This window comes from Amycolatopsis sp. NBC_01307 (assembly GCF_035975215.1).
GTDB lineage: Bacteria > Actinomycetota > Actinomycetes > Mycobacteriales > Pseudonocardiaceae > Amycolatopsis.
Genome location: NZ_CP108403.1, coordinates 4,229,906 through 4,251,880 on the forward strand (window position 1 = coordinate 4,229,906; position 21,975 = coordinate 4,251,880).

General features: G+C 73.0%; 28 protein-coding genes. 18 read left to right on the top strand and 10 right to left on the bottom strand.

Translation table 11 applies throughout. The annotated features are described in order from the left end of the window. Positions 1–48: 48 nt before the first annotated feature. Positions 49–543, bottom strand: a complete 495-nt coding sequence (locus tag OG439_RS17775; protein WP_326950464.1) for an Lrp/AsnC family transcriptional regulator — start codon at positions 541–543, stop codon at positions 49–51. Between the two features lie 170 nt (positions 544–713). Here OG439_RS17775 and OG439_RS17780 point away from each other — a divergent pair, with 170 nt between their 5' ends. Further along, positions 714–2,087 carry an APC family permease gene (locus tag OG439_RS17780; protein WP_326950465.1) on the top strand — a complete coding sequence of 458 codons (1,374 nt, stop codon included), beginning with the start codon at positions 714–716 and terminating at the stop codon, positions 2,085–2,087. Here the strand turns inward: OG439_RS17780 and OG439_RS17785 are convergent. Beyond that, entirely contained in the window at positions 2,084–2,635 is a 552-nt protein-coding gene (locus OG439_RS17785) for a copper resistance CopC family protein (RefSeq protein WP_326950466.1), read from the bottom strand. The two genes, OG439_RS17780 and OG439_RS17785, sit on opposite strands and share 4 nt — an antisense overlap. Before the next feature lie 127 nt (positions 2,636–2,762). Here OG439_RS17785 and OG439_RS17790 point away from each other — a divergent pair, with 127 nt between their 5' ends. From OG439_RS17790 to OG439_RS17810, 5 genes are read left to right on the top strand one after another with little or no spacing between them, the layout of a single operon-like run. Next, positions 2,763–3,245 (top strand): hypothetical protein, encoded by a 483-nt coding sequence (locus OG439_RS17790; protein WP_326950467.1) that lies wholly within the window; start codon positions 2,763–2,765, stop codon positions 3,243–3,245. Next, positions 3,238–4,458: a WXG100 family type VII secretion target gene (locus tag OG439_RS17795; protein ID WP_326950468.1), complete on the top strand. Its 1,221-nt coding sequence runs from the start codon at positions 3,238–3,240 to the stop codon at positions 4,456–4,458. The genes OG439_RS17790 and OG439_RS17795 overlap by 8 nt, the downstream gene beginning before the upstream one ends. Continuing rightward, positions 4,455–5,045 carry a hypothetical protein gene (locus OG439_RS17800; protein ID WP_326950469.1) on the top strand — a complete coding sequence of 197 codons (591 nt, stop codon included), beginning with the start codon at positions 4,455–4,457 and terminating at the stop codon, positions 5,043–5,045. Before OG439_RS17795 ends, OG439_RS17800 begins: the two co-directional genes overlap by 4 nt. Then, positions 5,038–5,730 carry a hypothetical protein gene (locus tag OG439_RS17805; protein ID WP_326950470.1) on the top strand — a complete coding sequence of 231 codons (693 nt, stop codon included), beginning with the start codon at positions 5,038–5,040 and terminating at the stop codon, positions 5,728–5,730. The genes OG439_RS17800 and OG439_RS17805 overlap by 8 nt, the downstream gene beginning before the upstream one ends. Beyond that, on the top strand, positions 5,727–6,290 hold the full coding sequence (locus tag OG439_RS17810) for a hypothetical protein (RefSeq protein ID WP_326950471.1): 564 nt from the start codon (positions 5,727–5,729) through the stop codon (positions 6,288–6,290). The genes OG439_RS17805 and OG439_RS17810 overlap by 4 nt, the downstream gene beginning before the upstream one ends. A gap of 4 nt (positions 6,291–6,294) precedes the next feature. On the opposite strand, the gene OG439_RS17815 is transcribed toward OG439_RS17810, so the two are convergent. Continuing rightward, positions 6,295–7,080, bottom strand: a complete 786-nt coding sequence (locus OG439_RS17815; RefSeq protein ID WP_326950472.1) for a helix-turn-helix transcriptional regulator — start codon at positions 7,078–7,080, stop codon at positions 6,295–6,297. Between the two features lie 48 nt (positions 7,081–7,128). Here OG439_RS17815 and OG439_RS17820 point away from each other — a divergent pair, with 48 nt between their 5' ends. After that, a complete protein-coding gene (locus OG439_RS17820; RefSeq protein WP_326950473.1) occupies positions 7,129–7,902 on the top strand; it encodes an ESX secretion-associated protein EspG in 774 nt (257 codons plus the stop codon). A 64-nt stretch (positions 7,903–7,966) separates the two neighbouring features. Here the strand turns inward: OG439_RS17820 and OG439_RS17825 are convergent, their stop codons facing one another. The 4 genes from OG439_RS17825 to OG439_RS17840 are packed head-to-tail and all read right to left on the bottom strand — an operon-like array spanning position 7,967 to position 10,395. Continuing rightward, a complete protein-coding gene (locus OG439_RS17825) occupies positions 7,967–8,356 on the bottom strand; it encodes a hypothetical protein (protein ID WP_326950474.1) in 390 nt (129 codons plus the stop codon). After that, positions 8,353–8,622 carry a YbaB/EbfC family DNA-binding protein gene (locus tag OG439_RS17830; protein ID WP_326950475.1) on the bottom strand — a complete coding sequence of 90 codons (270 nt, stop codon included), beginning with the start codon at positions 8,620–8,622 and terminating at the stop codon, positions 8,353–8,355. Before OG439_RS17830 ends, OG439_RS17825 begins: the two co-directional genes overlap by 4 nt. Further along, a complete protein-coding gene (locus OG439_RS17835; protein WP_326950476.1) occupies positions 8,619–9,659 on the bottom strand; it encodes a CHAP domain-containing protein in 1,041 nt (346 codons plus the stop codon). Before OG439_RS17835 ends, OG439_RS17830 begins: the two co-directional genes overlap by 4 nt. A gap of 1 nt (position 9,660) precedes the next feature. After that, positions 9,661–10,395 (bottom strand): transglycosylase SLT domain-containing protein, encoded by a 735-nt coding sequence (locus OG439_RS17840; RefSeq protein ID WP_326950477.1) that lies wholly within the window; start codon positions 10,393–10,395, stop codon positions 9,661–9,663. Positions 10,396–10,532: 137 nt separating this feature from the next. Between OG439_RS17840 and OG439_RS17845 the strand changes: the two genes are divergently transcribed. The 8 genes from OG439_RS17845 (at position 10,533) to OG439_RS17880 (ending at position 15,960) form a co-directional block, all read left to right on the top strand. Beyond that, the gene (locus tag OG439_RS17845; protein ID WP_326950478.1) at positions 10,533–11,045 is read left to right on the top strand and encodes a L,D-transpeptidase; all 513 of its coding nucleotides are present in this window, start codon (positions 10,533–10,535) and stop codon (positions 11,043–11,045) included. Positions 11,046–11,064: 19 nt separating this feature from the next. Then, the gene (locus tag OG439_RS17850; RefSeq protein WP_326950479.1) at positions 11,065–11,847 is read left to right on the top strand and encodes a putative protein N(5)-glutamine methyltransferase; all 783 of its coding nucleotides are present in this window, start codon (positions 11,065–11,067) and stop codon (positions 11,845–11,847) included. Positions 11,848–11,948: 101 nt separating this feature from the next. Next, positions 11,949–13,205, top strand: coding sequence for a transporter (locus tag OG439_RS17855; RefSeq protein ID WP_326950480.1), 1,257 nt, complete (start codon positions 11,949–11,951; stop codon positions 13,203–13,205). A gap of 45 nt (positions 13,206–13,250) precedes the next feature. After that, a complete protein-coding gene (locus OG439_RS17860) occupies positions 13,251–13,733 on the top strand; it encodes an RNA polymerase sigma factor (protein ID WP_326950481.1) in 483 nt (160 codons plus the stop codon). Beyond that, positions 13,730–14,329, top strand: a complete 600-nt coding sequence (locus tag OG439_RS17865) for a methylated-DNA--[protein]-cysteine S-methyltransferase (protein WP_326950482.1) — start codon at positions 13,730–13,732, stop codon at positions 14,327–14,329. Before OG439_RS17860 ends, OG439_RS17865 begins: the two co-directional genes overlap by 4 nt. Before the next feature lie 49 nt (positions 14,330–14,378). Then, on the top strand, positions 14,379–15,092 hold the full coding sequence (locus OG439_RS17870) for a 2OG-Fe(II) oxygenase (RefSeq protein WP_326950483.1): 714 nt from the start codon (positions 14,379–14,381) through the stop codon (positions 15,090–15,092). Continuing rightward, a complete protein-coding gene (locus OG439_RS17875; protein ID WP_326950484.1) occupies positions 15,089–15,469 on the top strand; it encodes a hypothetical protein in 381 nt (126 codons plus the stop codon). The genes OG439_RS17870 and OG439_RS17875 overlap by 4 nt, the downstream gene beginning before the upstream one ends. 11 nt (positions 15,470–15,480) lie before the next feature. Continuing rightward, on the top strand, positions 15,481–15,960 hold the full coding sequence (locus tag OG439_RS17880; RefSeq protein WP_442792338.1) for a methylated-DNA--[protein]-cysteine S-methyltransferase: 480 nt from the start codon (positions 15,481–15,483) through the stop codon (positions 15,958–15,960). A gap of 15 nt (positions 15,961–15,975) precedes the next feature. Here the strand turns inward: OG439_RS17880 and OG439_RS17885 are convergent, their stop codons facing one another. Further along, entirely contained in the window at positions 15,976–16,578 is a 603-nt protein-coding gene (locus OG439_RS17885) for a LysE/ArgO family amino acid transporter (RefSeq protein ID WP_326950486.1), read from the bottom strand. A 70-nt stretch (positions 16,579–16,648) separates the two neighbouring features. Between OG439_RS17885 and OG439_RS17890 the strand changes: the two genes are divergently transcribed. Next, positions 16,649–17,533: a LysR family transcriptional regulator ArgP gene (locus tag OG439_RS17890; RefSeq protein WP_442792339.1), complete on the top strand. Its 885-nt coding sequence runs from the start codon at positions 16,649–16,651 to the stop codon at positions 17,531–17,533. A gap of 652 nt (positions 17,534–18,185) precedes the next feature. Here the strand turns inward: OG439_RS17890 and OG439_RS17895 are convergent. Next, positions 18,186–18,809: a TetR/AcrR family transcriptional regulator gene (locus OG439_RS17895; RefSeq protein WP_326950488.1), complete on the bottom strand. Its 624-nt coding sequence runs from the start codon at positions 18,807–18,809 to the stop codon at positions 18,186–18,188. Positions 18,810–18,874: 65 nt separating this feature from the next. On the opposite strand from OG439_RS17895, the gene OG439_RS17900 reads away from it, so the two are divergent. Next, positions 18,875–20,383, top strand: a complete 1,509-nt coding sequence (locus OG439_RS17900; protein WP_326950489.1) for an FAD-dependent oxidoreductase — start codon at positions 18,875–18,877, stop codon at positions 20,381–20,383. Positions 20,384–20,636: 253 nt separating this feature from the next. Beyond that, positions 20,637–21,575, top strand: coding sequence for a prolyl aminopeptidase (gene pip / locus OG439_RS17905; RefSeq protein ID WP_326950490.1), 939 nt, complete (start codon positions 20,637–20,639; stop codon positions 21,573–21,575). Here pip and OG439_RS17910 read toward each other — a convergent pair. Next, positions 21,562–21,966, bottom strand: coding sequence for an RDD family protein (locus tag OG439_RS17910; RefSeq protein WP_326950491.1), 405 nt, complete (start codon positions 21,964–21,966; stop codon positions 21,562–21,564). The genes pip and OG439_RS17910 overlap by 14 nt on opposite strands. Positions 21,967–21,975: the final 9 nt, after the last annotated feature.

The following is a 21,975-nucleotide window of genomic DNA, read 5'->3' on the forward strand; positions in this document are numbered from 1 at the left end:
AATTATCGACCGAAGGAGCGATCTTGCCTTCGGATTTAGTCGTCACGGTCAGCGAGTGCCCCACTGGTAGGTCTGTTTCCGCAGCTTGAGGTAGACCATCGCCTCCGCGTGCCGGACGCCCGGCAGCGCGCGGATGCGCGTCGAGATCAGCTCGAGCAGGGCTTCGTCGTCGGCGCAGACGGCCTCGCAGAGCACGTCGTAGCGCCCGGCGCAGAGGATCACGTAGGCGATTTCGTCCATCTCGGCCAGCGCGTCGCCGACCGGTTCGAGCGGACCGTCGACGGTGATCGCGATCATCGCCTGCCGGAACAGCCCGACCTGCAACGGATCCGAGACGGCGACGATCTGGATGACGCCGGAGTCCGACAGCCGCTGCACCCGCTGGCGCACCGCGGCCTCGGACAGGCCGACGGCCTTGCCGATGGTCGCGTACGCGCGCCGGCCGTCCTCCTGCAGTTGCGCGATGATCTGCCGCGAGATGTCGTCGAGCACCGGCGGCGCCGGCCGGCTGGGGGTGTCCTGGCTGCTCACGCCCGGGATCATCCCTGACGCGGGCGACGCGAGGCAAACCCGGCGATTCGATCACGGATGGTCACCGGATACGAAGGCGTTGACGATCACAGACAACGGATTTAGTCGAATTCGTGGCGTTGACAACACCGAATCAGTGCTGTTCCATCCGTCGCACCTTGCCCCGGCCGGAGGGAACGCCGATGCCCCGCACCCCTGTCCCGCCCAGCACCGCGACGGCCACCGCCCCCGCCGGACCCCGCACACTCACCCGCTCCATCGGCGTCGGCGGCGGCACGCTGCTCACGCTCAGCTGCGTGACGCCGGCGTCGTCCCTGTTCGTCCTGGTGCCCCCGCTGTTCGGCGACCTCGGCACCGGCACCGCGCTCACCATCACCCTCGCCGTGCTGCTCTGCGTCGGCGTCGCCTTTTGCTACTCCGAGCTGGGCACCCTGGTCCCGAGCGCGGGCGGTGAATACGCCATGGTGACCACCGTCGCGAACCGGTTCGCCGGCTGGCTGACGTTCATGCTGTCGGTGATCGTCATCCTCGTCGTGCCGCCGATCATCGCCATCGGCGTCGCGGACTACCTCGCCGCGGCCGTCGCCATCGACCCGTCGGTGGCCGGCGCGATCGTGATGCTGGCGGCGACCGTGATGGGTCTGCTCAACCTGCGTTCCAACGCCTGGATCACCGGGATCTTCCTGGTCATCGAACTGGTCGCCATCTTCGTCGTAGCGCTGCTCGGCTTCACGCACACCTCACAGAGCCCGGCCGTGCTGGTCAAGCCGAGCCTCGGCACCGGCGGGATCGGGCCGATCGCGGTGATCGCCGGGCTCGCCGTCGCGCTGTTCGTCGTGCAGGGCTTCAGCACGGCCGTCTACCTCGCCGAGGAGATGCGGGAGCCGCGCCGGACCGTCGTCCGGACGGTGTTCTGGACGCTCGGCGTCAGCGCGCTGGTCATCCTGGTGCCGGTCGTCGCGATCACCCTCGCCGTGCCGGACGCCGCGGCGCTCGCCGGGCTCGACCTGACCGCGCTCGTCACGAGCTGGAGCAGCTCGGGCGTCGGCGTCGCGATCAGCCTGTGCATCGCGGCGGCGATCGTGAACGCCGTGATCGTCATGGTCATCCAGAACTCGCGGGTGCTGTTCGCCTCGGCCCGCGACCGGGCGTGGCCGGAGCCGGTGAACCGTGCGATGAGCGTGGTCGGGCGCCGGTACCGCTCGCCGTGGGTGGCGACGCTGGTGACCGGGCTGTCCGAGGCCGTCCTGTGCTTCGTGCCGGTGGACACGCTCAACGGCGTCACCGGGGTCGCCGTCGTCGCGCTCTACCTCAGCGTCGCGGCCGCCGCGCTCGGCGCCCGCCGGGCGGCGCACCGGAAGCCGCACGTGTGGCGGATGCCGGCGTGGCCGGTCGTGCCGGTGCTCGCCGTCGCCGCACTGGTCTACATCCTGGTCGAGCAGAGCGCCCTCGACCTGGGCATCACGGCCGGGGTGCTGCTGGTGGCGGCGCTGTACTGGTGGGGCTACCTGCGCCGGCGTCCGGAACGGTGGGTCGTGACGGTGCCGCGGGACTAGGCCTTCGGGCCGCCGCCACGCAGGAAGCGCAGCCCGACGACGATCACGGCGAGCAGGCCGACGACGGCGACCACGATCCAGACCCAGCCGGGGAAACTGCTGGTGTCCACGCCGACGACAGGGGTCTGCGAGGTGGGCGCGGCCTCGGTGATCGCCGCGCGTGTCGCCGGCGCCGCGGTAGCCGCGGCCGTGAGGGTGAAGTGGAGAGTGCCGGTGACGTTGTCGCCGTCCTTCGCGATGACCTTCCAGGTCAGCGTGTAGGCCTGGGCGGGCCCTGCGGGCGTCACCGGCGCCGTCACGACGTTCCCGGCCGCCACCGGGGTGCTGACCGGCCAGGCGGTGCCGTCGCGGCCGGTGATCTTCACGGCGTCCGGCGGCAGCGTGACCGGCTCCTCGAACGTGAGCTGGACCTGCGACGGCGCCTCGGCCAGCGACGCGCCTTCCGCGGGCGAGCTCGACGTCAGCTCGGTGTGGGCCGACGCCGGCGGCGTGCACAGCAGGAGTACGGCGGCGGAGGCGAACACAGCGGTCAGGGCGCGGCGGATCATTCGGACATCCTGCCCTATCCGGTTCGTGCACTGTTCGTGTCCACCTGTGCAGCGGTGGGGGTGTCGCTGGTCTCCGGGCCGCCCATTGGTCAAAATGGGCGCCTGGGTGGCGTAGGGAAGGACCTCCATGGCGACAGTGCGCGACGAGGCCGACGCGCGGCGGCAGCTGCGCGCGCAGCAGCGGCAGGAGAAGCAGGACCAGCACGAACCGCGGGAGAAGGCCTCGACCGTCGCGAAGCCGGAAGGCGTCGGCTCGGCCACGCTCGTCGCCGACGGCGGTGACGTGCTCGCGCTGGACTACGCCGAGATCGCCGCCGCGCAGAAGGCCCTCGACGAGCGGTACCAGGAGGTCGCCCGCTACCTCGGCAACGCCCAGGACCTGGGCACCCCGCTCGCCGACGGCAAGGGGCCGGTCTCGCACTGGATGCGCGCGTCGTTCGGGCTGCGCGGGGGCGCCGAGGCCGGTGGCGTGCAGACGGCGTTGCTGTCCTACCTGACCGAACTGGCTTCGCTGCGGCAGGCGCTCGACACCGTCGCCGCTTCGCACCGCCGCAACGACGAAGAAGCCGCAGCCACGCTGGCGGCGAGCGCGGGGGCGCAGGATGCCTGACTACCACTCCACGAACCACGAGCCGACGAAACGCGAGAAGGCGAAGGCGCGGCGCGTCCGCCGGGAGAAGATCGCGAACCGGCAAGAGGACACCTTCGGGCGGATCAACTGGGACAGCTACGACCACCGCGAGATGTGGGACATGGTCCAGTCGGCCGACCCGCCGAAGCTCGGCGAGCAGGCGCACCGGTGGGCCGAGCTCGCCAAGGGCGTCGACACCGCCACCGGCGACGTCCACGCGACGGTGCAGAAGCTGCTGCTGTCGTGGCGGGGGCCGTCTGCCGCGCAGGCCGCGGACTCGATCCAGAAGCTGACGGGCTGGGCCGCGACGGCGGGCGAGAACGCCCGGAGCATCGGCGACGGCCTCGACACCTACACCTCGGCGATCGGCGAGGCCCGGCGGAAGATGCCGGAGCCGGTGCACTACTGGGCCGAGCGGTGGTTCCAGGAGGGCTACGCGGTCAAGCGGCTGGACGGCCCCGAGGGCACGTACATGCTGAACGACCTGCTGGACGACAAGCTCCCCACGAAGAAGCAGGCCGACGACGCGAAGGCCGAAGCCGTGCGCGTGATGGAGCAGTACGAAGGGGCGAGCCACGAGGTCCGGCACCGCCTCCCGCCGGCGTTCGACGCCGCGCCGCAGGTGAGCGCGAACGGTGAGAACCCGGTGGCACCACGCGTGCCTCCCGCGCCCACGCCTTCGCCTTTGCCTTCACCCACGCCGTCGCTGTCGCCGTCTCCTACGCCTTCGCCCGGCCCGGACCGCGGCTCCGGCGGCCTGCCGGACGACTCGACGACGACCGCGGGTGTGCTGCCGGGCACGCTCACCGGATCCGTGCCCGGCGGGGTCGCCGGACTGCCCGGGCTTTCCGGTCTCGACGGCGTGATCGGTGCGGGTGGCCCCGGTTCCGGCTCGGTCCCCGGCTTCGCGGGCATGCCGGGCCTGACGGGCAGCGGCGCCGGTGCCGGTGCGGGCGCCGGTGGACTCGGCGAGGGCGAACGGGCGGGCACGGGCCGGTTCGGTGCCGGGACGTCCGGCTTCGGCCCCGGCGCGACCGGCGGCCGCGGCTCGGCGGGCGGCTACGGCATGTACCCGCCCGGCCAGAGCGGCGCACGGGGCGAGGACGACACGGAACACCGCGACAAGTACGCCGACGGCTACGACCTGCTGGACGACCTGCCCCCGGCCTATCCCCCGGTGTTCGGCGAATGACCGGGTTCCACGCCGACCCGGCCGCCCTAGACGCCTTGGCGGTGCACCTGGAGGACACGGCCGACGAGTTCGCGGCAGCGTCGGCCGACCTCGAGGCGACGGCAAGCGGCGACCTCGGCCCCCCGGCGGTCGCGGCCGCACTCACCGCGCTGACCGGCGAGTGGTCAGGAAGGATACGAGCCGTGGGAACGGACTACGCGGCAACGGCGGACAGCGTCCACGCGGCGGCGAAGGCCTTCCGCGGCGCGGACGCGAGCGCGGCGGAAGCACTGGGCCGCATCACCGCACAGCCGGGCTCGGACGACCCCGGCCAGATCGCGGCGCACCCCCTCCGGCCCACCGACGCCGATCAGGCCACCGCCACCGCCTCAGGCCAAACCACGACACAACCACCCTGGCCCGCCGAACCCGACCAGACCCTCTCCACCGACCCAGGCCAGACCACCGCGCAGCCCCACCAGCCGGCCGACGCCGGCCGGCCCCTCGGCGACAACCTCGGCCAAACCCCCACCCGGCGCACCGACCCCGGCAGCGCCCACCGGTTCGGCCCGGCCGTTTTCGGCGATTCCGGCCGTGCCGATGGCTGAGTTCCGGGGTCTCGGCTTCGACCCTGTCCCCGGCAGCGCGGACGCCGTCGCCGAAGCGGCCCGCCGCTGTGTCGCGGCCGCCGCGAAGCTCGGCGACGCTCCCACCCCCGGCGAGATCCCCGAGTGGGCCGGCCGGTCCGCGCAGGCCCTCGCCGACCGCGCCGGGCGCACCCGCGCGGGCCTCGCCGCCGTGCCCGAAGCACTCCGCGAGGCCGCCGCCGTCCTCGACGACTGGGCCGGTGTCCTCGCGGCCCACCGACGTCAGGCCGAGGATCTCGACCACCGGGCCGGCACCGCCCGGCGCGTGGTCGTCGACGCCCAGGACGACGTCGAACGCGCCGAGACGACCGTCCAGTTCTCCCCCGGCGCGGAAGGCGAGCTGACCGCGGCGCGCAGCCGGCTCACGGCCGCGCAACGGGACCTCGACCGCTTGCTGGACCAGGCCCGCGACCTCGAACGCGTCCACAGCACCGAAGCGGCCCGCGTCGCCGAACGGCTGCGGTCCCTCGGCGACGGCGCCCCGCTGCCCAGCGCACCGGATTTCCGTGGCCTGGCAACACAACTCGACACGTTCTCCCAAGCCGGCCGCGATCTGGGCGTCACCGTCGCGCGGACGCCCGTCGCGCCGGTCACGCCGCCCGCCGGCGCCGTCGGCGCGTTCACCGCGGCACTGGGTGGCCGGTGAAACTGCCCGCCGTGCCGGGGATCAGCCCGGTGAGCCTGGCCTCGGTCGAGCGCACGACCGCCGAGCTGCACGCGCTGATGGTGCGGCTGCGCGGCCCCGACGCCGCCCGCGACCTGGGCCTGGAAGCCGCGGCCGTGCAGTCCGCCGAGATCGCCCACGAGCAGCGGGCGGGCCTGCTGGCGCTGGTCGAGCACCGCGACGCCGATCCCGCGTTGCTCATCGCCGGCGTCGTCGCGGTCGACGGCCCGCTCGACGAGACCGCCGCCGCGGACCTCGGCCACTTCGTCGCCGACAAGACGCCGGGCATCCGCGAGGTCAGCAGCGCCCGCACCGGCCGCGGCTACCCGGTGGTGATCGTCGAGCGGATCGGCCTGTCGGGCGCGCAGCTGCAGGCCGTCGTGCTCGACCCGGACCGCCCGCGCGCGGCCGTGTTCACCCTGCACTCCCCCGGCGGCCGCGGCTGGCTGGAGGTCGCGGGCCTGGCCGGGACGCTGGTCGCGGGCGTCGACCTGACCCCGGCCGAACCCCGCGCGGGTGCCGCCAGAAGTGCGAGACGCTGATGCGTCAGCCCCGCAGCGCCTGCTCCCGGAACTCGCGCGGCGTCCGCCCGGTGGCGCGGCGGAACGTCCGCGAGAAGTGCGGGGCGCTGATGAACCCGCAGTCGCGCGCGATCTCCGCGATCCCGCGGCCCGCCTTCGCCGGGTCGGCCAGCAGCACCTTGGCCCGCTCGATCCGCAGCCCCTTCAGCCGCTCCGAGACGCCTTGGCCGTCGTCGAACAGCTGGTACAGCCGCCGTCGCGAGATGTACAGCGCTTCGGCGATCCGGTCCGCGCTCAGCGACTGTTCGCCCAGGTGGGCGCGCATGTACTCCACCGCTTCGCGCCTTCGCGCGGCGAGCGCGTCGACGCGGTCCAGCTCGACGCGAAGCGCGCTTCGCAGCACCAGTTCGGCGAGGCCGAGCAGGTGGTGGGCCAGGCCGTGCGGGTCCAGCCGCGGGCCCGCCGCCAGGACGTGCGCGACCGCGCCGGCGAACAGCGACCGCAGCGGCGCGGCCACCTCGACGGGCCGGAACATCAGCGGCCGCAGCTCGGCGAACGAGATGGACAGCTTCGCCGCCGCGACGGTCAGCATCACGACGCCGGACGGCTGCAGGTGCAGCGTCGCGTCGGCGAACGTCAGCTTCGCGCCGGACTCGGCGACGGCGCGCGGGACCGGGCAGCGCAGCAGCAGCTGGACGCTCTCGGGCGCGGCCGGGCCGCCGAGGATGGCCGCGCGGGCGGCCGCGGCGCCCGAAGCGCGGACGACGAGGTACCCGGTCGCGGGTACGTCGACTGAGTGCGGCTCGGCCATCGGCACCATCGTGCCCGACGGCGGCCGCATCCCACGGGAAGGGGGACCATGGCGCGGCGCACCGCGACGGCGGCGGGAGTGATCCTGTCGCATCTGGAGTTCGATCTCCTCTGGGAGGACCTGGGGCCGGGCGGGCCGCCGCCGTACCCGTTCGACGTGCCGGCGCACGGCGCCACCCACGCCGAGCGCGACGACCTGGGCGTGCGCGTCTTCGCCGGGCTCACCGAGGCCGGTCTCACCGACGGCGACGCCGTCGACCCGGGGCTGGCGGACCTGTTCGTGCTGCTCGGGGCGCCCGCGCTGAGCGTGGACGCGCTGGTGCTCGGCGAGGCGCCGTGGCGGCTGCTGGCCGCCGTCCGGGGCCCGGCCGGGGTGCTGGCCGTGCTGGACGAGCGGGACCTGGTGCTGGAGCCGATGCGCGCCGCCGACCTGGTCCCGGCGGTGACGCGCATGCTCGGTGCGCTGCCCCCGGGCCCCGGCGAGCAGCTCCGGCTGCCGCGCGCGGCGTACGCGGCGGCGATGGACGCGTACGCGCAGTCCGGGTACGACGCGTTCGAGCGGACCCTGGGCGCCGCCGGGATCACCGGCCGGTCGATCCGTCCACTCGCGACACTCGTGACGGCGGAGCGTTACGCCGCGGGCCAGCTCGCCGCGACCGGCCCGGCCGGCCGCACGCCGGTGCTGGCCTGGTTCGACACGGCGGCGGGCCGCTACGCCGTCACACCGGAGAACGTCGGCGGCGAGCCCTGGGTGATGGTGACCCCCGCGGACGACGCCTGGTTCGCCGACCGCGTCACCCGCCTGACCGACGACGCCCGCTAGCGTCCTGCCGCGGCTCGTCGTGAGTGGTAATGAGGGTTCTAACCCGAATTACCACTCACGACCGTCAGGTGGCCCAGGTCGCCGGGGCGAACGCGTCGTCCTCCCGGTCCAGCCGCGCCAGCCGGACGGGGCGCGTTTCCGGGCCCCACACGCGCTCGGCGAGCAGCGAGGACTCCGGCAGCAGCTCGCCCAGCACCTCCCGCCCCTGCCGCAGCGCGTCGGTCGCGGCCTCGGCCGCCAGGCGCTTCACCACGGCCGCCAGCTCTCCCGGTGAGCGGTTCACCGCCCACCGGTCGAACCGGAGGTCCACCAGGGACCCGTGCAGGTCCACCGTCAGCGAGACGCCGTCGGCGGCCGCGGCGGCGCGGATCAGGGCCAGCCGGGCGCCGTAGCCCGGGTCGGGCGCCGCGAAGGCGTCGTCGGCCAGTTCCACGGCCGTGCGCTCGGCGCTCACTGGGCTCGCCAGCTCTCGGGCGTCGTCTCTTCCGCCGGCTCCCCGGGCACGCTCAGGCCGAGCGCGTCCAGGTCGCCTTCCGGCAGGGTGTGCCACAGCGACGCCGTCGCGCGGGCCGACGCCGCCGCGGTGAGCAGCAGGATGCGGCGGGCCAGTTCGTCCGGCTCGAGGCGGAGCGCCGACGCCTCCAGCGTCAGCTCCTGCAGCGCGCCGCCGGGCGCGACCTCGACGGCGACCGTCCGATCGGCGGCTTTTCCGGTGATCACGGGTGGACCCCTCCGTAGAACGTCGACGACGAGAGCGTGTGCGTGTTGCGGCGGACCGCGTCCCCGGAGTTGCCTTCGATCATCGTGACCTTGTCGCCTTCGACCTTCTCGACGATGCCGATGTGCGTGCTCGTCGACGTGTTCTGCGGGCCGGTGCCGAAGATCAGCACGTCACCAGGACGCGCGTCGTGCAGCGAGTTCTTGCCGTACGCGTGCCCGTTCTCCTGGCCCCAGTGGTAGACGTCGCCGCTGAAGGGCAGGATCGGGATCTTCACCCCGGCCTTGCGCCACATCGCCGTCGCGAACGACGAGCACCACGCGGCGGTCGGCCCGTACGGGTTCTTGTTGCTGCCCGGCGGGTTCTCGCGGACGCCCATCTGCATGCGCGCCGCGTGCACGACGTCCTTGCCCTTGGCGGACGCCTTGCTCGTGCCGCCACCGTGGGGCTTCTTGGCGTGCGTGGCCTCGGTTTTCGCCACGGCCTTGTCCATGACGCCGTCGTGCGTCAGGTCCTTCTGCAACGCGCGCAGCTTCTTCGCCGCCGCCTTGAGTTCGGCGTCGACGTGCCGCAGGGTCGACGCCGACTGCCGCGTGTAGTGCGGCGCGAGGTCGGCGGCGTGCCCGACGGCCCGCATCAGCGCGGCCTGCGTCCCGGCGGTGGTGCCGGCGTCGAGGACCTGCTTGGCCTTGGTGGTGTACTCGTCGACGAGCCGCTGCACGGCCGTGTGCCCGCTGTCCACTGTGGACGCGATGTGCGCGACGATCTTCTCGGCCGCCGCCCCCGCGGTGCCGGTCACCTTCAGCTCCTTCGTCAGCTTCGCGCTGTTGTGCTTGAAGCCGTCGGAGCCGTGGCCGTCCCAGTGACCCAGGACGGTGGTGCTTTCCTTGTGGTAGGCGGCGTGCTGGTCGTCCAGCGACGACGCCACCCGGTTGAGCGCGTACTCGGCGCGGACGGCGTCCTCCGCCTTCCCGGCGAGCTTGTTGCGGTGCGCGATGAGGTCCTTCGCGAACGAGTGCGCGAGCGCGGTCGTGTCCATGTCAGCTCCGTCGGGCGTGTTCGTCGAGGGCGGCGGCGGTGGCCGTCTCGTGGTCGCGGTAGGACTTGGCGGCCTTCTGCGCGGCGGTGGCCAGCCCGGTGGCGTGCGTGCCGACGCCCTTGACCTGCTTCTGCAGCGCCAGCCCGAAGCCGGCGAGCGCGTCGGCGAACCCGGACTCCTTGCCGATCTTGCCGAAGCTGTCCCCGGCGATGTCCCGGACGTCGCCCAGGTGCCCGGCCGCGCCGCCGAGGGCGTCGGAGACGCCGTGGGTGCGCTTGACGTAGGCGTGCAGCACGGTGTCGTCGACCCGGAGCGCACCACTCTGCGTGCTCCCGGACTGCGCGTGAGACGGCTTGCCGTGGTGCTTCGTGACGTCCTGGGCGGCCTTGCGCGCCGCGGTCAGGTGGTCTTTGTAGGCGCCGTTCGTGTACGTCGACCAGGGCGTGAAGTCCTTGCCGTCGCTGGAGATGTCCTTCGCGACCCGCGCGTTGGTGTCCGGGTCGAACAGCGCGTCGTTCGACTTCAGGTGGTACTGGTGGCGCCGGTCCGGGCCGAGCGCGCCCAGCATGTTGATCTGCCAGAGGCCGTAGGAGTTGTCCGGCGGGGTCCCGTTGTGCGCGGTCGTGCGGCCGCCGGACTCGGCCAGCGCGACGGCGACCGCGGTGGTCAGGCCCTGGCCGCGGAACCCGGCGTCGTAGGCGTGCCGGGCGATCTGCTCGGCGCTCAGCTTCGTCATGGTTCGACCTTGACCGTCCGGGTACCCGTCACGCTAGCCGTGCTGCACGCAGGGACACGCCCGTTGCACGCCCGGCTCAACCTTTCGGCCCGCTCGGACGTACTGAACTGCGGACGCACGACACGAGGAGACGACGGATGCGCAGCACGCGGGCGGTGGCCCTCTTGGGGTTCCTGCTGGTCACGGCGGCTTGTGCCGCGCCGCGGGAGACGACGCCCAGCCTGATCGCGGAGCCGTCGACGCTGCCGCCGACCACTTCGGCGACCCCGACCCCCACACCCACCCCGGCACCGCCGCCCGCGCCGCCGTGCGACGTCAAGACCGGCGCGTGCGTGAGCCTGTCGCAGCACCTGGCGTGGCTGCTGCGTGACGGCCAGGTGGTGCGCGGCCCGGTCCAGGCCGGGTTCGGGCCACCCGACCAGGCGACGCCGGCCGGGTCGTTCCACGTCGTCTGGAAGGACCGGGACCACCACAGCAGCATCTACGGGACGAACATGCCCAACTCGGTGTTCTTCGCCGCCGGCGGCATCGCGTTCCACGCCGGGCCGCTGGACGCACCCTCGCACGGCTGCGTGCACCTGTCCGACGCCGACTCGGCGGCGTTCTTCGACGGCCTCGGCGTCGGCGACGCGGTGCAGGTCCGGGCCTGATCCCCGGGTACGGTGATCCGTGCCCGACACCTCCCACGCCTCCCACGCCGACGTCGTCTCGAAGCTGCGCGCCGCCGGGTGCGTGTTCGCCGAGGACGAAGCGGACCTGCTCCTGGCCGCCGCGAAGACGTCGGCCGAGCTCGAGTCGCTGGTCGAACGCCGGGTCGCCGGCCTCCCGCTGGAACACCTGCTCGGCTGGGCGGAGTTCCACGGCCTGCGGATCACCGTGGCGCCCGGGGTGTTCGTGCCGCGGCACCGCACGGAGTTCCTGGTCGACGTCGCCGTCTCGCTGGCCCCGCCGGACCCGGTCGTGCTCGACCTGTGCTGCGGGTCCGGCGCGCTCGGGACCGCGTTCGCCTCGCTGGTCACCCCCGGTGAGCTGCACGCGGCCGACGTCGAACCGGCGGCCGTCGAGTGCGCCCGCGTCAACGTGCCCGGCGCGGTGTACCTGGGCGACCTCTACGACGCCCTGCCGGATTCCCTGCGCGGCCGCGTCGACGTGCTCCTGGCGAACGTGCCGTACGTGCCGTCGGACGCCGTCGCGACCATGCCGCCGGAGGCGCGGCTGCACGAACCGCTCACCGCGCTCGACGGCGGCGCGGACGGGCTCGACCTCGCCCGCCGGGTCGCCGCGGGCGCTCCGGGCTGGCTCGCTCCGGGCGGCGTGCTGCTGATCGAATCGAGCGAGCGGCAGGCTCCGGTCGCCGGGGAAATCTTCGCCGCGGCCGGACTGTCACCGCGGGTGCACAATTCCGCGGAACTCGGTGCCACCGTCGTGAGCGGAACCGCCTCGATCGTGTGACTGGTTGATGAGGCAACACTTTCCGTTCACTCCTTCGTCGGAGTGACCCCGCTGATCGGGCCGCGCTAGCGTGACAGCCCGGATCCGCGGAATGGGGAGTAATGCCTTTCAGAACACGGCTCTTCGGTTCATTGGGAATTGCCACCATCCTTTTCTCGAGCATTTCGGCGACCGCCGCCGCGGCACCCGATCGGGCGGTCGGCGTCTTCCGCGCGATCCCGGTGGCCGCCGCGGAAGCACCCCGGCAGCTGTCCGGTCTCGACCAGAACACCCCGGCGCCCGTGACGTTCGACGAGTGCCGCAAGGACGTCAAGAACGGCTACTGGACGAAGAACCGCTTCGCCAGCTGCACCATCACGGACATGGCCTACCAGCGTTACGCCTGCCCGGAAGCGGGCTGCGCGGTCATCGGCGCGGCATGGGCCCGGGTCATCTCGACCAGCAACCTGCTGCCCGCGCAACGGCGTCTCGAAGTCGCGACGCGGATGGTCGGCTGGTCGCTGTCCGGCGTGGTCACCGACGCGATGAAGTTCGGCGTCTCGATGAGCTGCGGCCCGCGCTACACCACCGGCACCGCGCACTGCGACACCGCGGGCGCGCAGGTCCTCAAGAGCGTCGCCGACTGGCGCGCGCAGTCCGACGAAACGCGTGTGTTCACCATGGAGGGCACGGATCCCGCGTCCCCCGCCGACTCGCCGCCGGTGCGGGCGGAGCAGCGCACCTGGTACGTCGGCGAGCGGCACCTGGTCGCCGAGGACACCGGCGGCCGCACCACGCTGGTGACCGGCGCGCACAGCGCGTACCTGCGCTGCGACGTCGCCCGTCTGCTGGACCCGGCGTACGCGGCCGGCAGCGACTGCGCGTTCGGCTTCCAGCCGCTCTACGTCCTCGACAACGCGGCGACGTCCGGCTTCCCGGCGTCGGCCGCGCTGGTCCGGACCGCGATGACCGGCTTCCCGACCACCTACCCCGGCCTCCGGCAGGGCCACTTCGTCCCGGGCAACCCCGGCTACCAGGGCACCGGCGCGAGCCGGACGTACCCGATCACGCGGCTGCACCACGACACCGCGGCGCAGGCCGCCCACCGCGCGACCGCCGAGCAGGCCTGCGCCCAGCGCTGGGGCCCGGGTTACGCGAACCGGCCGGACGGGCTGGTCAACACGTGTGCCGTCTACCCGTTCGACACCACCTACGACGGCGCGACGCTGCCGGCGCCGGGCGTCGAGCGGGGCGCGTCCTACGCGGTCCAGCCGGTGCTGGACACGGACTACCAGGCGCTGCTGGCGAGTGTCCGGCAGTTCGTCGTCGCGAACCACCTCCTCGACGGGGACGGGTACTGGGTGTACCCGTACGCGTGACAAGATCGGGTCTCACGTTTCCCGCGTCCGGCGCGTCTACTAGGTGTGATCGTGAAACCGTTCGAGCAAGTCGTGGCCGAGCACGGGCCGATGGTCCTCCGGGTCTGCCGGGCCGTGCTCGGGCCGGCGGACGCCGAAGACGCCTGGTCGGAAACCTTCCTCTCGGCGCTCAAGGCGTACCCGGACCTGCCGCCTGACGCCAACGTCCAGGCGTGGCTCGTCACGATCGCGCACCGCAAGGCCGTCGACGTCACCCGCGCCCAGGCCCGCAGCCCGGTCCCGGTCGGCGACGTCCCGGATCGGCCCGGCCGGGCCGCGGAGTGGGACGGCGACCTGTGGAACGCGCTGGCGAAGCTGCCGGACAAGCAGCGTGCCGCCGTCGCCTACCACTACCTGGCCGGGCTGCCCTACCGCGACATCGCGGAGATCATCGGGGGCAGCACGGACGCCGCCCGGCGGGCGGCCGCCGACGGCGTCAAGGCCCTGCGGGTCACCTATCCGGCGAGCTTGGAAGGAGCGCACTCATGAGTGACATCTTCATGACGTACCCCGGGACGGGCTACGAAGTCGTGCCACACCACATGCACGAGCGGCTGTCCGCCGCCGCCGAGCGCGAGGGCCTGCTGGACCTCGCCTACCGCACCCTCGACTCCCCGGTCGGCCCGCTGCTGCTGGCCGCGACCGAGCGGGGTCTGGTCAAGGTGGCCTTCGACCGCCAGGACCACGACGCCGTGCTGGCCGAGCTGGCCGACATCATCAGCCCCCGGATCCTGCGCGCCCCCGCCCGTCTCGACGCCGTCACCCGTCAGCTCGACGAGTACTTCACCGGTGGCCGGCAAACCTTCGACGTGGCCCTGGACTTCCGGCTGGCCCACGGGTTCCGGCTCTCGGTCCTGGAGCACCTGCCCGAGATCGGCTACGGCCACACCGAGAGCTACGCCCAGGTCGCCACGGCCGCGGGCAGCCCGAAGGCGGTCCGCGCGGTGGGCACGGCGTGCGCCCGCAACCCGCTGCCGGTGGTGGTCCCCTGCCACCGCGTCGTCCGCTCCGACGGCTCGTACGGCCAGTACGCCGGCGGCGAAGAGGCCAAGCGGGTCCTGCTCGACCTGGAAGCCGCGGCCTGAGCTGCCGGTTCCGATCTCACGTTTCACCCGGCCCACGCGTCTACAAGGTATGAGCACTTTCGAGAAGCGCGTCGCCTCGGCCGACTGGGCCTCGGTGGCCACCGAGGTCGACGACTACGGCTGTGCGTTGCTGCCGCAGCTGCTCACGCCCGCGGAATGCGCGAAGCTCGTCGCGCTCTGGGGCGAGCCGGAGCACTTCCGGGCGACGGTGAACCTGCGGCGGTACCGCTTCGGGGACCACGGCGACTACCACTACTTTGCCGAGCCGTTCCCGGAACCGATCCGGGCGCTGCGTCAGGCGTTGTACCCGCGGTTGCTGCCGATCGCGCGTGACTGGGCCGCCCGGCTCGGCCGGGACTCCGAGTGGCCGGACACCCTCGAGGAGTGGCTGGCGATCTGCCACGACGCGGGCCAGGCCCGGCCGACGCCGATCCTGTTGCGTTACCAGGAGGGCGGCTGGAACGCGCTGCACCGGGACCTCTACGGGGACAAGGTGTTCCCGCTGCAGGTCGTGATCAACCTGAACGATCCGGGCATCGACCACACCGGCGGCGAGTTCCTGCTGGTCGAGCAACGGCCGCGGGCGCAGTCCCGCGGCACGGCGACGCTCATCCCGCAGGGCCACGGCCTGGTGTTCACCACGCGCGACCGGCCGGTCCGCTCGGCTCGCGGCTGGTCGGCGGCACCGGTGCGGCACGGCGTGTCGGCGGTCCGTTCGGGGCAGCGGCACACGCTCGGTCTCGTGTTCCACGACGCGACATGACCGACGCGGAACTCGACGCGGTACTGCGTCTCGTGGGGCGAGCGCGGCACATCGTGCTCGGCACGGCGGCCGACGCGGGGTCGCGGGCCGACGGCGCGCGAATCGCCGCGGCGTGGGGCGGCCTGGTCCTGGCGACGGTGACCTGGCCGGAGGCAGCGGCGTCGTGGCTGCGGCAAGCCCGGCGGTTCGCGGCCCCCGAACCGGACGTCTGGGTCGTCAGCGCGACGCCGGCCGGCTGGGCCGGGATGGCCCGGCGGCTGGCGGCGTCGACGTCGTGGAGTCCACATCGGACGGTGGTCACGGCCGCCGTCGGAGAGAGTCCGCTGCCCGGCCTGCGTGGCGCGCGGGCGGACGGCAGCAGTTGGGAGAACTGGTGAAACACACGATCATCGACTCGTCGATCGGCGAGCTGACCCTGGTCGGCGACGACGACGGCACCGTCGTCACCGGCCTGTACTTCCCGCACCACTGGACCCGCCCGGACCGCACGGCGTTCGGCGAGCGTGACGACACGGCGTTCCCGGAGGCCGCCCGGCAGCTGAAGGAGTACTTCGCCGGGCAGCGCACGGAGTTCGACGTCCCGACGCGCGCCGAGGGCGACCAGTTCCAGCGGGACGTCTGGGCCGCGATCGACCAGATCCCGTACGGCGGGACAGCCACCTACGGCGACCTCGCGAAGGCCGTCGGCGGGCTGCCGCACGAGGTCGGCGCGGCGGTCGGGCGCAACCCGCTGAGCATCCTGGTGGCGTGCCACCGCGTCGTCGGCAAGAACGGCAAGCTCACCGGGTACGCGGGCGGCCTGAAGCGCAAGGCGTTCCTGCTGGAGCTGGAACGCCCACCGGCCGAAGACCGCGGCCAGCTGTGGTGACCGGACGCGGTGTGATCAGACGCGGCTCAGCACCATCGACACACCGAGGCCGGCCATCGTCACCGCGATCAGCACGTCCAGCACCCGCCACGCCGCCGGCCGGGCGAACACCCCGGCCAGGCGGCGGGCGCCGAACCCCAGGGCGCTGAACCAGACGGCGCTCGCGACGCAGGCCCCGAGGCCGAACAGCCAGCGGCCGTCGCCGTGGGCGACCGCGACCGAGCCGAGCAGCAGCACGGTGTCGAGGTACACGTGCGGGTTGAGCCAGGTGAAGCCGAGGCACGCGAGGACCGCCTTGCGCAGCGGCGTGCGTCCGTCGCCGACACTGAGCACCGACGGCCGGAACGCCCGCCGCGCGGCGAGAGCACCGTACCCGAGCAGGAACAAGCCGCCGCCGACGGCGATCACGCCGATCACCGTCGGCCACCGGCCGAGGACGACGCCGATCCCGCTGACACCGAGGGCGATCAGGACCAGGTCGGACACCGCGCAGATGGCGACCAGCGGCGCGACGGTGCCGCCGCGCAGCCCTTGCTGCAGCAGGAAGGCGTTCTGGGAGCCGATCGCGACGATGAGGGACAGGCCGGTGCCGAACCCGGCCAGGAGGAGAGCGAGCACGTCACCGACGTTAGAGGCCGAGAGCCGCATTACTCCAGCTAAAGATTCTTACGTAACATTAGCGCTCGTGATGTCGGATCTGCCACTCGACCAGGTCAGGACACTGCTCGCCGTCGTCGACGAGCAGAGTTTCGACGCCGCCGCGGCGGTGCTGCACGTGACGCCGTCCGCGGTGAGCCAGCGGGTGAAGGCCCTGGAGCAGCGCACCGGCCGCGTCCTGCTGCTGCGGACGAAACCGGTGCGGCTCACCGAGTCGGGCCAGGTGGTGGTCCGGTTCGCGCGGTCGCTGGCCCAGCTGGAGCAGGACGCGCTCGGCGAGCTGGGGTTCGGCGAGGAGGGCACGCGGACGCTGACGATCGCGGTGAACGCCGACTCCCTGGCCACGTGGTTCCTGCCCGCGCTCGCCGCCGTGCCCGAGAACCTCGGGATCTGCTTCGACCTCCAGCGCGAGGACCAGGACCACACGGCGGCGCTGCTGCGCGAGGGCCGGGTGATGGCCGCGGTCACGGCGGCGCCGCAGCCGGTGCAGGGCTGCACGTCCCGCCGGCTCGGCCGGATGCGCTACCGCGCGATGGCATCCCCGGAGTTCATCGACCGCCGCCTGACCGGCGGCCCGCTCCCCCAGCTGCTCCCGACGGCCCCGGTGATCGTGTTCGACCGCAAGGACGACCTGCAGGACCGCTTCCTCCGCGGGCTGACCCGCCGCCGCAACTTCACGCTGGTACGCCACCACATCCCGGCATCGGAGTCCTTTGTGGACGCGGTAGCGGCGGGCCTGGGCTGGGGCATGGTGCCGGAGATCCAGGCGGCCCGGCGCGGCGAGGCACTGGTGGACCTGGCGCCGGACCGCCCACTCGACGTCCCGCTGCACTGGCAGCAGTGGAAGCTCGACTCACCCGGCCTGGCCACGGTGGCGGACGCGGTCGCGAAGGGCGCGAAGGCCGCATTGCGCTGAAGTCCGGTTGCCACGTTGACCCTTCCGGTCGCCGTGTCGGCAACTCCCGTCGCCGTGTTGGCCCTTCCGGTCGCCATGGTGGCCACTCCCGGCGCCGTGTCGGCCGCCCCGGTCACCTCACCGTGCCCGCCCTTCCGGTCGCCACGTCGACCACTCCCGTCGCCACGTTGACACTTCGGTCGCCGTGTTGGCCACTCCCGTCGCCACGTTGGCCCTTCCGGTCGCCATGTTGGCCACTCCCGGCGCGGTGTCGGCCGCCCCGGTCACCTCACCGTGCCCGCCCTTCCGGTCGCCACGTCGACCACTTCGGTCGCCGTGTTGGCTGTTCGCGAATGGCCGAGTTGCCCGCCGACGGCCCCCACGCCGACCGCAACTGCCACCATGCTGACCGGAGTAGTCGACACGATTGCCGGGAGAGCCGCTACAGCAACCGGAGGGCGGCAACCGGGGGTCAGGGCCCGGTCGGCCGCCGATCGCACCCACCGCCGTCGAGCGCGCGGCTCGATCGCCCAATCCGCGTAGTGGCCAGGGGAACCGTGCCGCCGCAGCTTGAGCGCTCGATCCCGTGTGCTCGCCAACCGTCGCCGGCTCGGTGGCGGCGGCGCGGGTCGCGGGCCGCATGGCGGGCAAAGGCTCCAACACGGCTGCGAACTCAGCCCGGGTAGTCGCCCACTCCGTGTTCCACCAGGTCGAAAGCCTGGTCGATCACCGTCACCTGGTCGCGGCGGACCTCGGCTTCCTTGTCGCCCGCTACCAGGCGGCTTACCGCGTTCGCGAAGATCGTGCTGATCGCCGTTGTCAGCAGCGCTGCCACCGTGCGGGCTCGCAGGGGCTCGCCCGTTTCCTCCGACAGCACCTCCGCCAACGCTTCCGCGATCTCGCGCTCCTGCTCGTGGAACCTCGTCATCAGCGCCGGGCTCGAGCGCAGGACCCACCAGAAGCCCGACGCGCCCTGGATCGCGCCCGACAGGGGGTGGCCGGCCGCCAGCAGTTCGTGCTGGTGATGTCTCAAGGCAGCAGCCGCCGATGTGCCCGACGGTCGGGCGCGCACTGCTGCGACCAGGTCGGCCATGCGGTCGGCGTGGCGGTCCAGGAACAGGTCCTCCTTGCGCGGGAAGTAGTTGAAGACCGTCATCTTCGAGACGCCCGCCGCCTCGGCGATCTCGGCGACCGTCACCTCTTCGAAGCCGCGCTGGATGAACAGGCCGCTCGCGATGTCCGCGATGAGCTGCCGGGTCGCCCGCTTCTTGCGCTCGCGCAGTCCGTGATCCGCCATGGACCGAGAGTATAGACCGAGCACAAAGTTTGACTCAGTACAAGTTTGTCGGCATCATCGAAAGCATGAACAGGGATGTGGTGATCTCCGGGGGCGGACCGGTGGGCTTGATGCTCGCCTGCGAACTGCGGCTGGCGGGCGTCGACGTGCTCGTCGCCGAACGGCTGCCCGAACCGGACCAGACGATCAAGGCGGGGTCGATCAACCTGCCGACGGCCGAGGCGTTCTACCGCTGCGGCATGCTGCCCGCGCTCCAGGCGCTGGTGCAGGAGGACATCGCGCGGATGCAGGAGTTCCTGAAGAGCCGCGGCGCCGGCGGCGCGAGGCCGGTGCCGCCCGTGGGGCACTTCGCCGGGGTCATGGTGAGCTCGGCGGGCGTCCACTTCGACGATCCGGCGTTCCGCGACGTCGGCCCGGCGGCCGGCGTGGTCGTGGTGCGGCAGCAGGCGGTCGAGGCGCTGCTCGCCGAGCGCGCCGCCGACCTGGGCGTCGAGGTGCGCCGCGGGGTCGCGGTGACCGGGTTCGAGGCGGACGACGGCGGCGTGACCGTCCACCTCGGCGACGACGAGATCCGCGCGGGCTGGCTCGTCGGCTGCGACGGCGGCCGCAGCCTGGTGCGCAAGGGGGCCGGGTTCGACTTCCCCGGCACCGACCCCACCGTCACCGGGCGGCAGGCGCTGGTCGAGCTGACCGGCGCCGACGCGCTCCGCACCGGCTGGAACCACACCGACCACGGCGTCTACGTCCACGGACCGGTGCCGGGCCGGATCCTCACCGTCGAGTTCGACGGGCCGCCCGAGGACCGCGACGCGCCGATCACCGCGCAGGAGCTGGAAGACAGCCTGCGGCGGGTGTCCGGAGTGGACGTTCGGGTCACGAAGGTGCACACCGCGACGCGCTTCACCGACAACGCGCGCCAGGCGAGCACCTACCGCCGCGGCCGGGTCCTGCTGGCCGGCGACGCGGCCCACGTGCACTCGCCGTTCGGCGGGCAGGGGCTCAACCTCGGCGTCGGCGACGCGGTCAACCTCGGCTGGAAGCTGGCCGCGACGATCCGCGGGTCGGCGCCCGACGGGCTGCTCGACAGCTACACCACCGAGCGACACCCGATCGGTGAGTGGGTGCTCGAGTGGACGCGGGCGCAGATCGCGCTGATGCGCACCGACCCACGGGCGCAGGCGCTGCGCCACGTCGTCACCGACCTGCTGAACACCGGCGACGGCGCGACCTACCTGGCCAAGAAGCTCTCCGGCGTGCTGCACCGCTACCCGATCGAGGGCGAGCACGACCTCACCGGCCGCGCCGCCCCCGACTTCGCGTTCGCCGACGGCACCCGTCTCGGCGAGCACCTCCAGGACGGCCGGGGGCTGCTGCTGGACCTCGCCGAGTCCGCCGAACTGCGCGAGACGGCGAGCGGCTGGGCTGATCGGGTCGGGGTGCTCACCGCGAAGACCGAACCCGCACTGACCGGCGTCCTGATCCGGCCGGACGGGCACATCGCCTGGGCCCGGGAAGACGGCGGCACCGCGGGACTGGACGCCGCGCTGCGCCGGTGGTTCGGCGAACCCGACTGACCTCGCAGGGGCGCGCCGGGACGCCAGCGTGCCCCGCCGCATCGGTAAGCGAAGCGTGGCTCATCGCGGCGGGGTGCTCGACCGGAGAGGTGCAGCAGGCCCGACGGCAGCTGCACCTCTCCGGTCGAGCCGGACTGAGCAACGCGTCGGGCGAGCCGCCAGCCGGGAAATCCCCTCGTGTGGACGGCGACGATCCGGAATGATCACGGGTCGGATCCGGACGGTGACCGCACGAGGACACGGGGGCGCGTTCATGACCGAGCTGTACCCGCCGATCGAGCCGTACGACCACGGGCTGCTCGACGTCGGCGATGGCCATCGCGTGTACTGGGAGACCTGCGGCAACCCCGACGGCAAGCCGGCGGTCATGCTGCACGGCGGGCCCGGCCAGGGGTGCGCGCCGGGGATGCGGCGGGTGTTCGACCCGGCCCGCTACCGCGCGGTGCTGGTCGACCAGCGCGGCTGCGGCCGCAGCCTGCCCCACGCCGCCGACCCGGCGACGTCGCTGGCGCACAACACGACCGAGCACCTGGTCGCCGACCTGGAACGGCTGCGCGAGCACCTCGGCATCGACCGCTGGCTGCTGACGGGCGGGTCGTGGGGCACGACGCTCGCGCTGGTGTACGCGCAGCGGTACCCGCACCGGGTGTCGGAGATCGTGCTCAGCGCGATCAGCACGACGCGGCGCTCGGAGATCGACTGGCTCTACCGCGGGGTCGGCCGGTTCTTCCCGGAAGCGTGGCAGCGGTTCAGCGGCGGGTCCGCCGACGTCGTCGCCGACTACGTCCGGCTGCTGGAAGACCCCGCCCAGCGGGATCGCGCAGCCCTCGCCTGGCGGGAGTGGGAGGACACGGTGCTGTCCCTCGAACCGGGCGCGACGCCGCGTGTCCACAGTGGACCGCCGGACGCCGCGATGATGGCGTTCGTCCGGCTGACGGCCCACTACTACGCGAACGCGGGCTGGCTCGAGGAGGGCGCGGTGATCCGCGACGCCGGGCGGCTGGCGGGCATCCCCGGCGTGCTGGTCCACGGCCGCCTCGACCTGAGCTGCCCGGTGACGACGGCGTGGGAGCTGGCGCGGGCGTGGCCGGGCGCGGAACTGCTGATCGACGACCACTCCGGGCACCGCGGCAGCCCGGTGAAGCGGGCCTGGACGCTCGGCGCACTGGACCGGTTCGCTAGCCGCCCGTGAGCACCGTCAGCACCGTGACCAGCGACCCGATGAGCCACGCCCACGCGAACCACCCCAAGGTCGGCCTCCGGCCGGTCCCGGATTCGACCCAGCGCAGCCCGAAGAGTCCTCCGCCGATGGTGACACCCCACCACCGGCGCAGCAGGACCCGGTGCACGAACGACGCCACGACGTAAGCCGTCACCAGAGTGACGAAGAACGACCAGGATTCTGCGCCCGTCAAACCCGCCACGATCAGCCCGGCCAGCAAGTGCAGCAGCATGTCGATCACCACCGCGGGGGCCTGCCGCCAACCCGAAGCTTCCTTGTACGGCGGGCCTTCCCGCAGGGCACGGAAGGTCACGATCTCCAGTTCGGCCGACTTGCGGTCCTGAGTCGTCGCGGTGTCCATGCCTCCACC

What these genes read in the sequence shown, in the direction of transcription:
- OG439_RS17775 (WP_326950464.1), bottom strand. Translation starts at nt 543, where the DNA reads ATGATCCCGGGCGTGAGCAGCCAGGACACCCCCAGCCGGCCGGCGCCG.
- OG439_RS17805 (WP_326950470.1), top strand. Translation starts at nt 5,038, where the DNA reads ATGGCTGAGTTCCGGGGTCTCGGCTTCGACCCTGTCCCCGGCAGCGCG.
- OG439_RS17795 (WP_326950468.1), top strand. Translation starts at nt 3,238, where the DNA reads ATGCCTGACTACCACTCCACGAACCACGAGCCGACGAAACGCGAGAAG.
- OG439_RS17895 (WP_326950488.1), bottom strand. Translation starts at nt 18,809, where the DNA reads ATGGCGGATCACGGACTGCGCGAGCGCAAGAAGCGGGCGACCCGGCAG.
- OG439_RS17790 (WP_326950467.1), top strand. Translation starts at nt 2,763, where the DNA reads ATGGCGACAGTGCGCGACGAGGCCGACGCGCGGCGGCAGCTGCGCGCG.
- OG439_RS17835 (WP_326950476.1), bottom strand. Translation starts at nt 9,659, where the DNA reads ATGGACACGACCGCGCTCGCGCACTCGTTCGCGAAGGACCTCATCGCG.
- OG439_RS17820 (WP_326950473.1), top strand. Translation starts at nt 7,129, where the DNA reads ATGGCGCGGCGCACCGCGACGGCGGCGGGAGTGATCCTGTCGCATCTG.
- OG439_RS17870 (WP_326950483.1), top strand. Translation starts at nt 14,379, where the DNA reads ATGAGCACTTTCGAGAAGCGCGTCGCCTCGGCCGACTGGGCCTCGGTG.
- OG439_RS17890 (WP_442792339.1), top strand. Translation starts at nt 16,649, where the DNA reads ATGTCGGATCTGCCACTCGACCAGGTCAGGACACTGCTCGCCGTCGTC.
- OG439_RS17780 (WP_326950465.1), top strand. Translation starts at nt 714, where the DNA reads ATGCCCCGCACCCCTGTCCCGCCCAGCACCGCGACGGCCACCGCCCCC.
- OG439_RS17855 (WP_326950480.1), top strand. Translation starts at nt 11,949, where the DNA reads ATGCCTTTCAGAACACGGCTCTTCGGTTCATTGGGAATTGCCACCATC.
- OG439_RS17840 (WP_326950477.1), bottom strand. Translation starts at nt 10,395, where the DNA reads ATGACGAAGCTGAGCGCCGAGCAGATCGCCCGGCACGCCTACGACGCC.
- OG439_RS17865 (WP_326950482.1), top strand. Translation starts at nt 13,730, where the DNA reads ATGAGTGACATCTTCATGACGTACCCCGGGACGGGCTACGAAGTCGTG.
- OG439_RS17815 (WP_326950472.1), bottom strand. Translation starts at nt 7,080, where the DNA reads ATGGCCGAGCCGCACTCAGTCGACGTACCCGCGACCGGGTACCTCGTC.
- OG439_RS17785 (WP_326950466.1), bottom strand. Translation starts at nt 2,635, where the DNA reads ATGATCCGCCGCGCCCTGACCGCTGTGTTCGCCTCCGCCGCCGTACTC.
- OG439_RS17910 (WP_326950491.1), bottom strand. Translation starts at nt 21,966, where the DNA reads ATGGACACCGCGACGACTCAGGACCGCAAGTCGGCCGAACTGGAGATC.
- OG439_RS17845 (WP_326950478.1), top strand. Translation starts at nt 10,533, where the DNA reads ATGCGCAGCACGCGGGCGGTGGCCCTCTTGGGGTTCCTGCTGGTCACG.
- OG439_RS17800 (WP_326950469.1), top strand. Translation starts at nt 4,455, where the DNA reads ATGACCGGGTTCCACGCCGACCCGGCCGCCCTAGACGCCTTGGCGGTG.
- pip (WP_326950490.1), top strand. Translation starts at nt 20,637, where the DNA reads ATGACCGAGCTGTACCCGCCGATCGAGCCGTACGACCACGGGCTGCTC.
- OG439_RS17875 (WP_326950484.1), top strand. Translation starts at nt 15,089, where the DNA reads ATGACCGACGCGGAACTCGACGCGGTACTGCGTCTCGTGGGGCGAGCG.
- OG439_RS17900 (WP_326950489.1), top strand. Translation starts at nt 18,875, where the DNA reads ATGAACAGGGATGTGGTGATCTCCGGGGGCGGACCGGTGGGCTTGATG.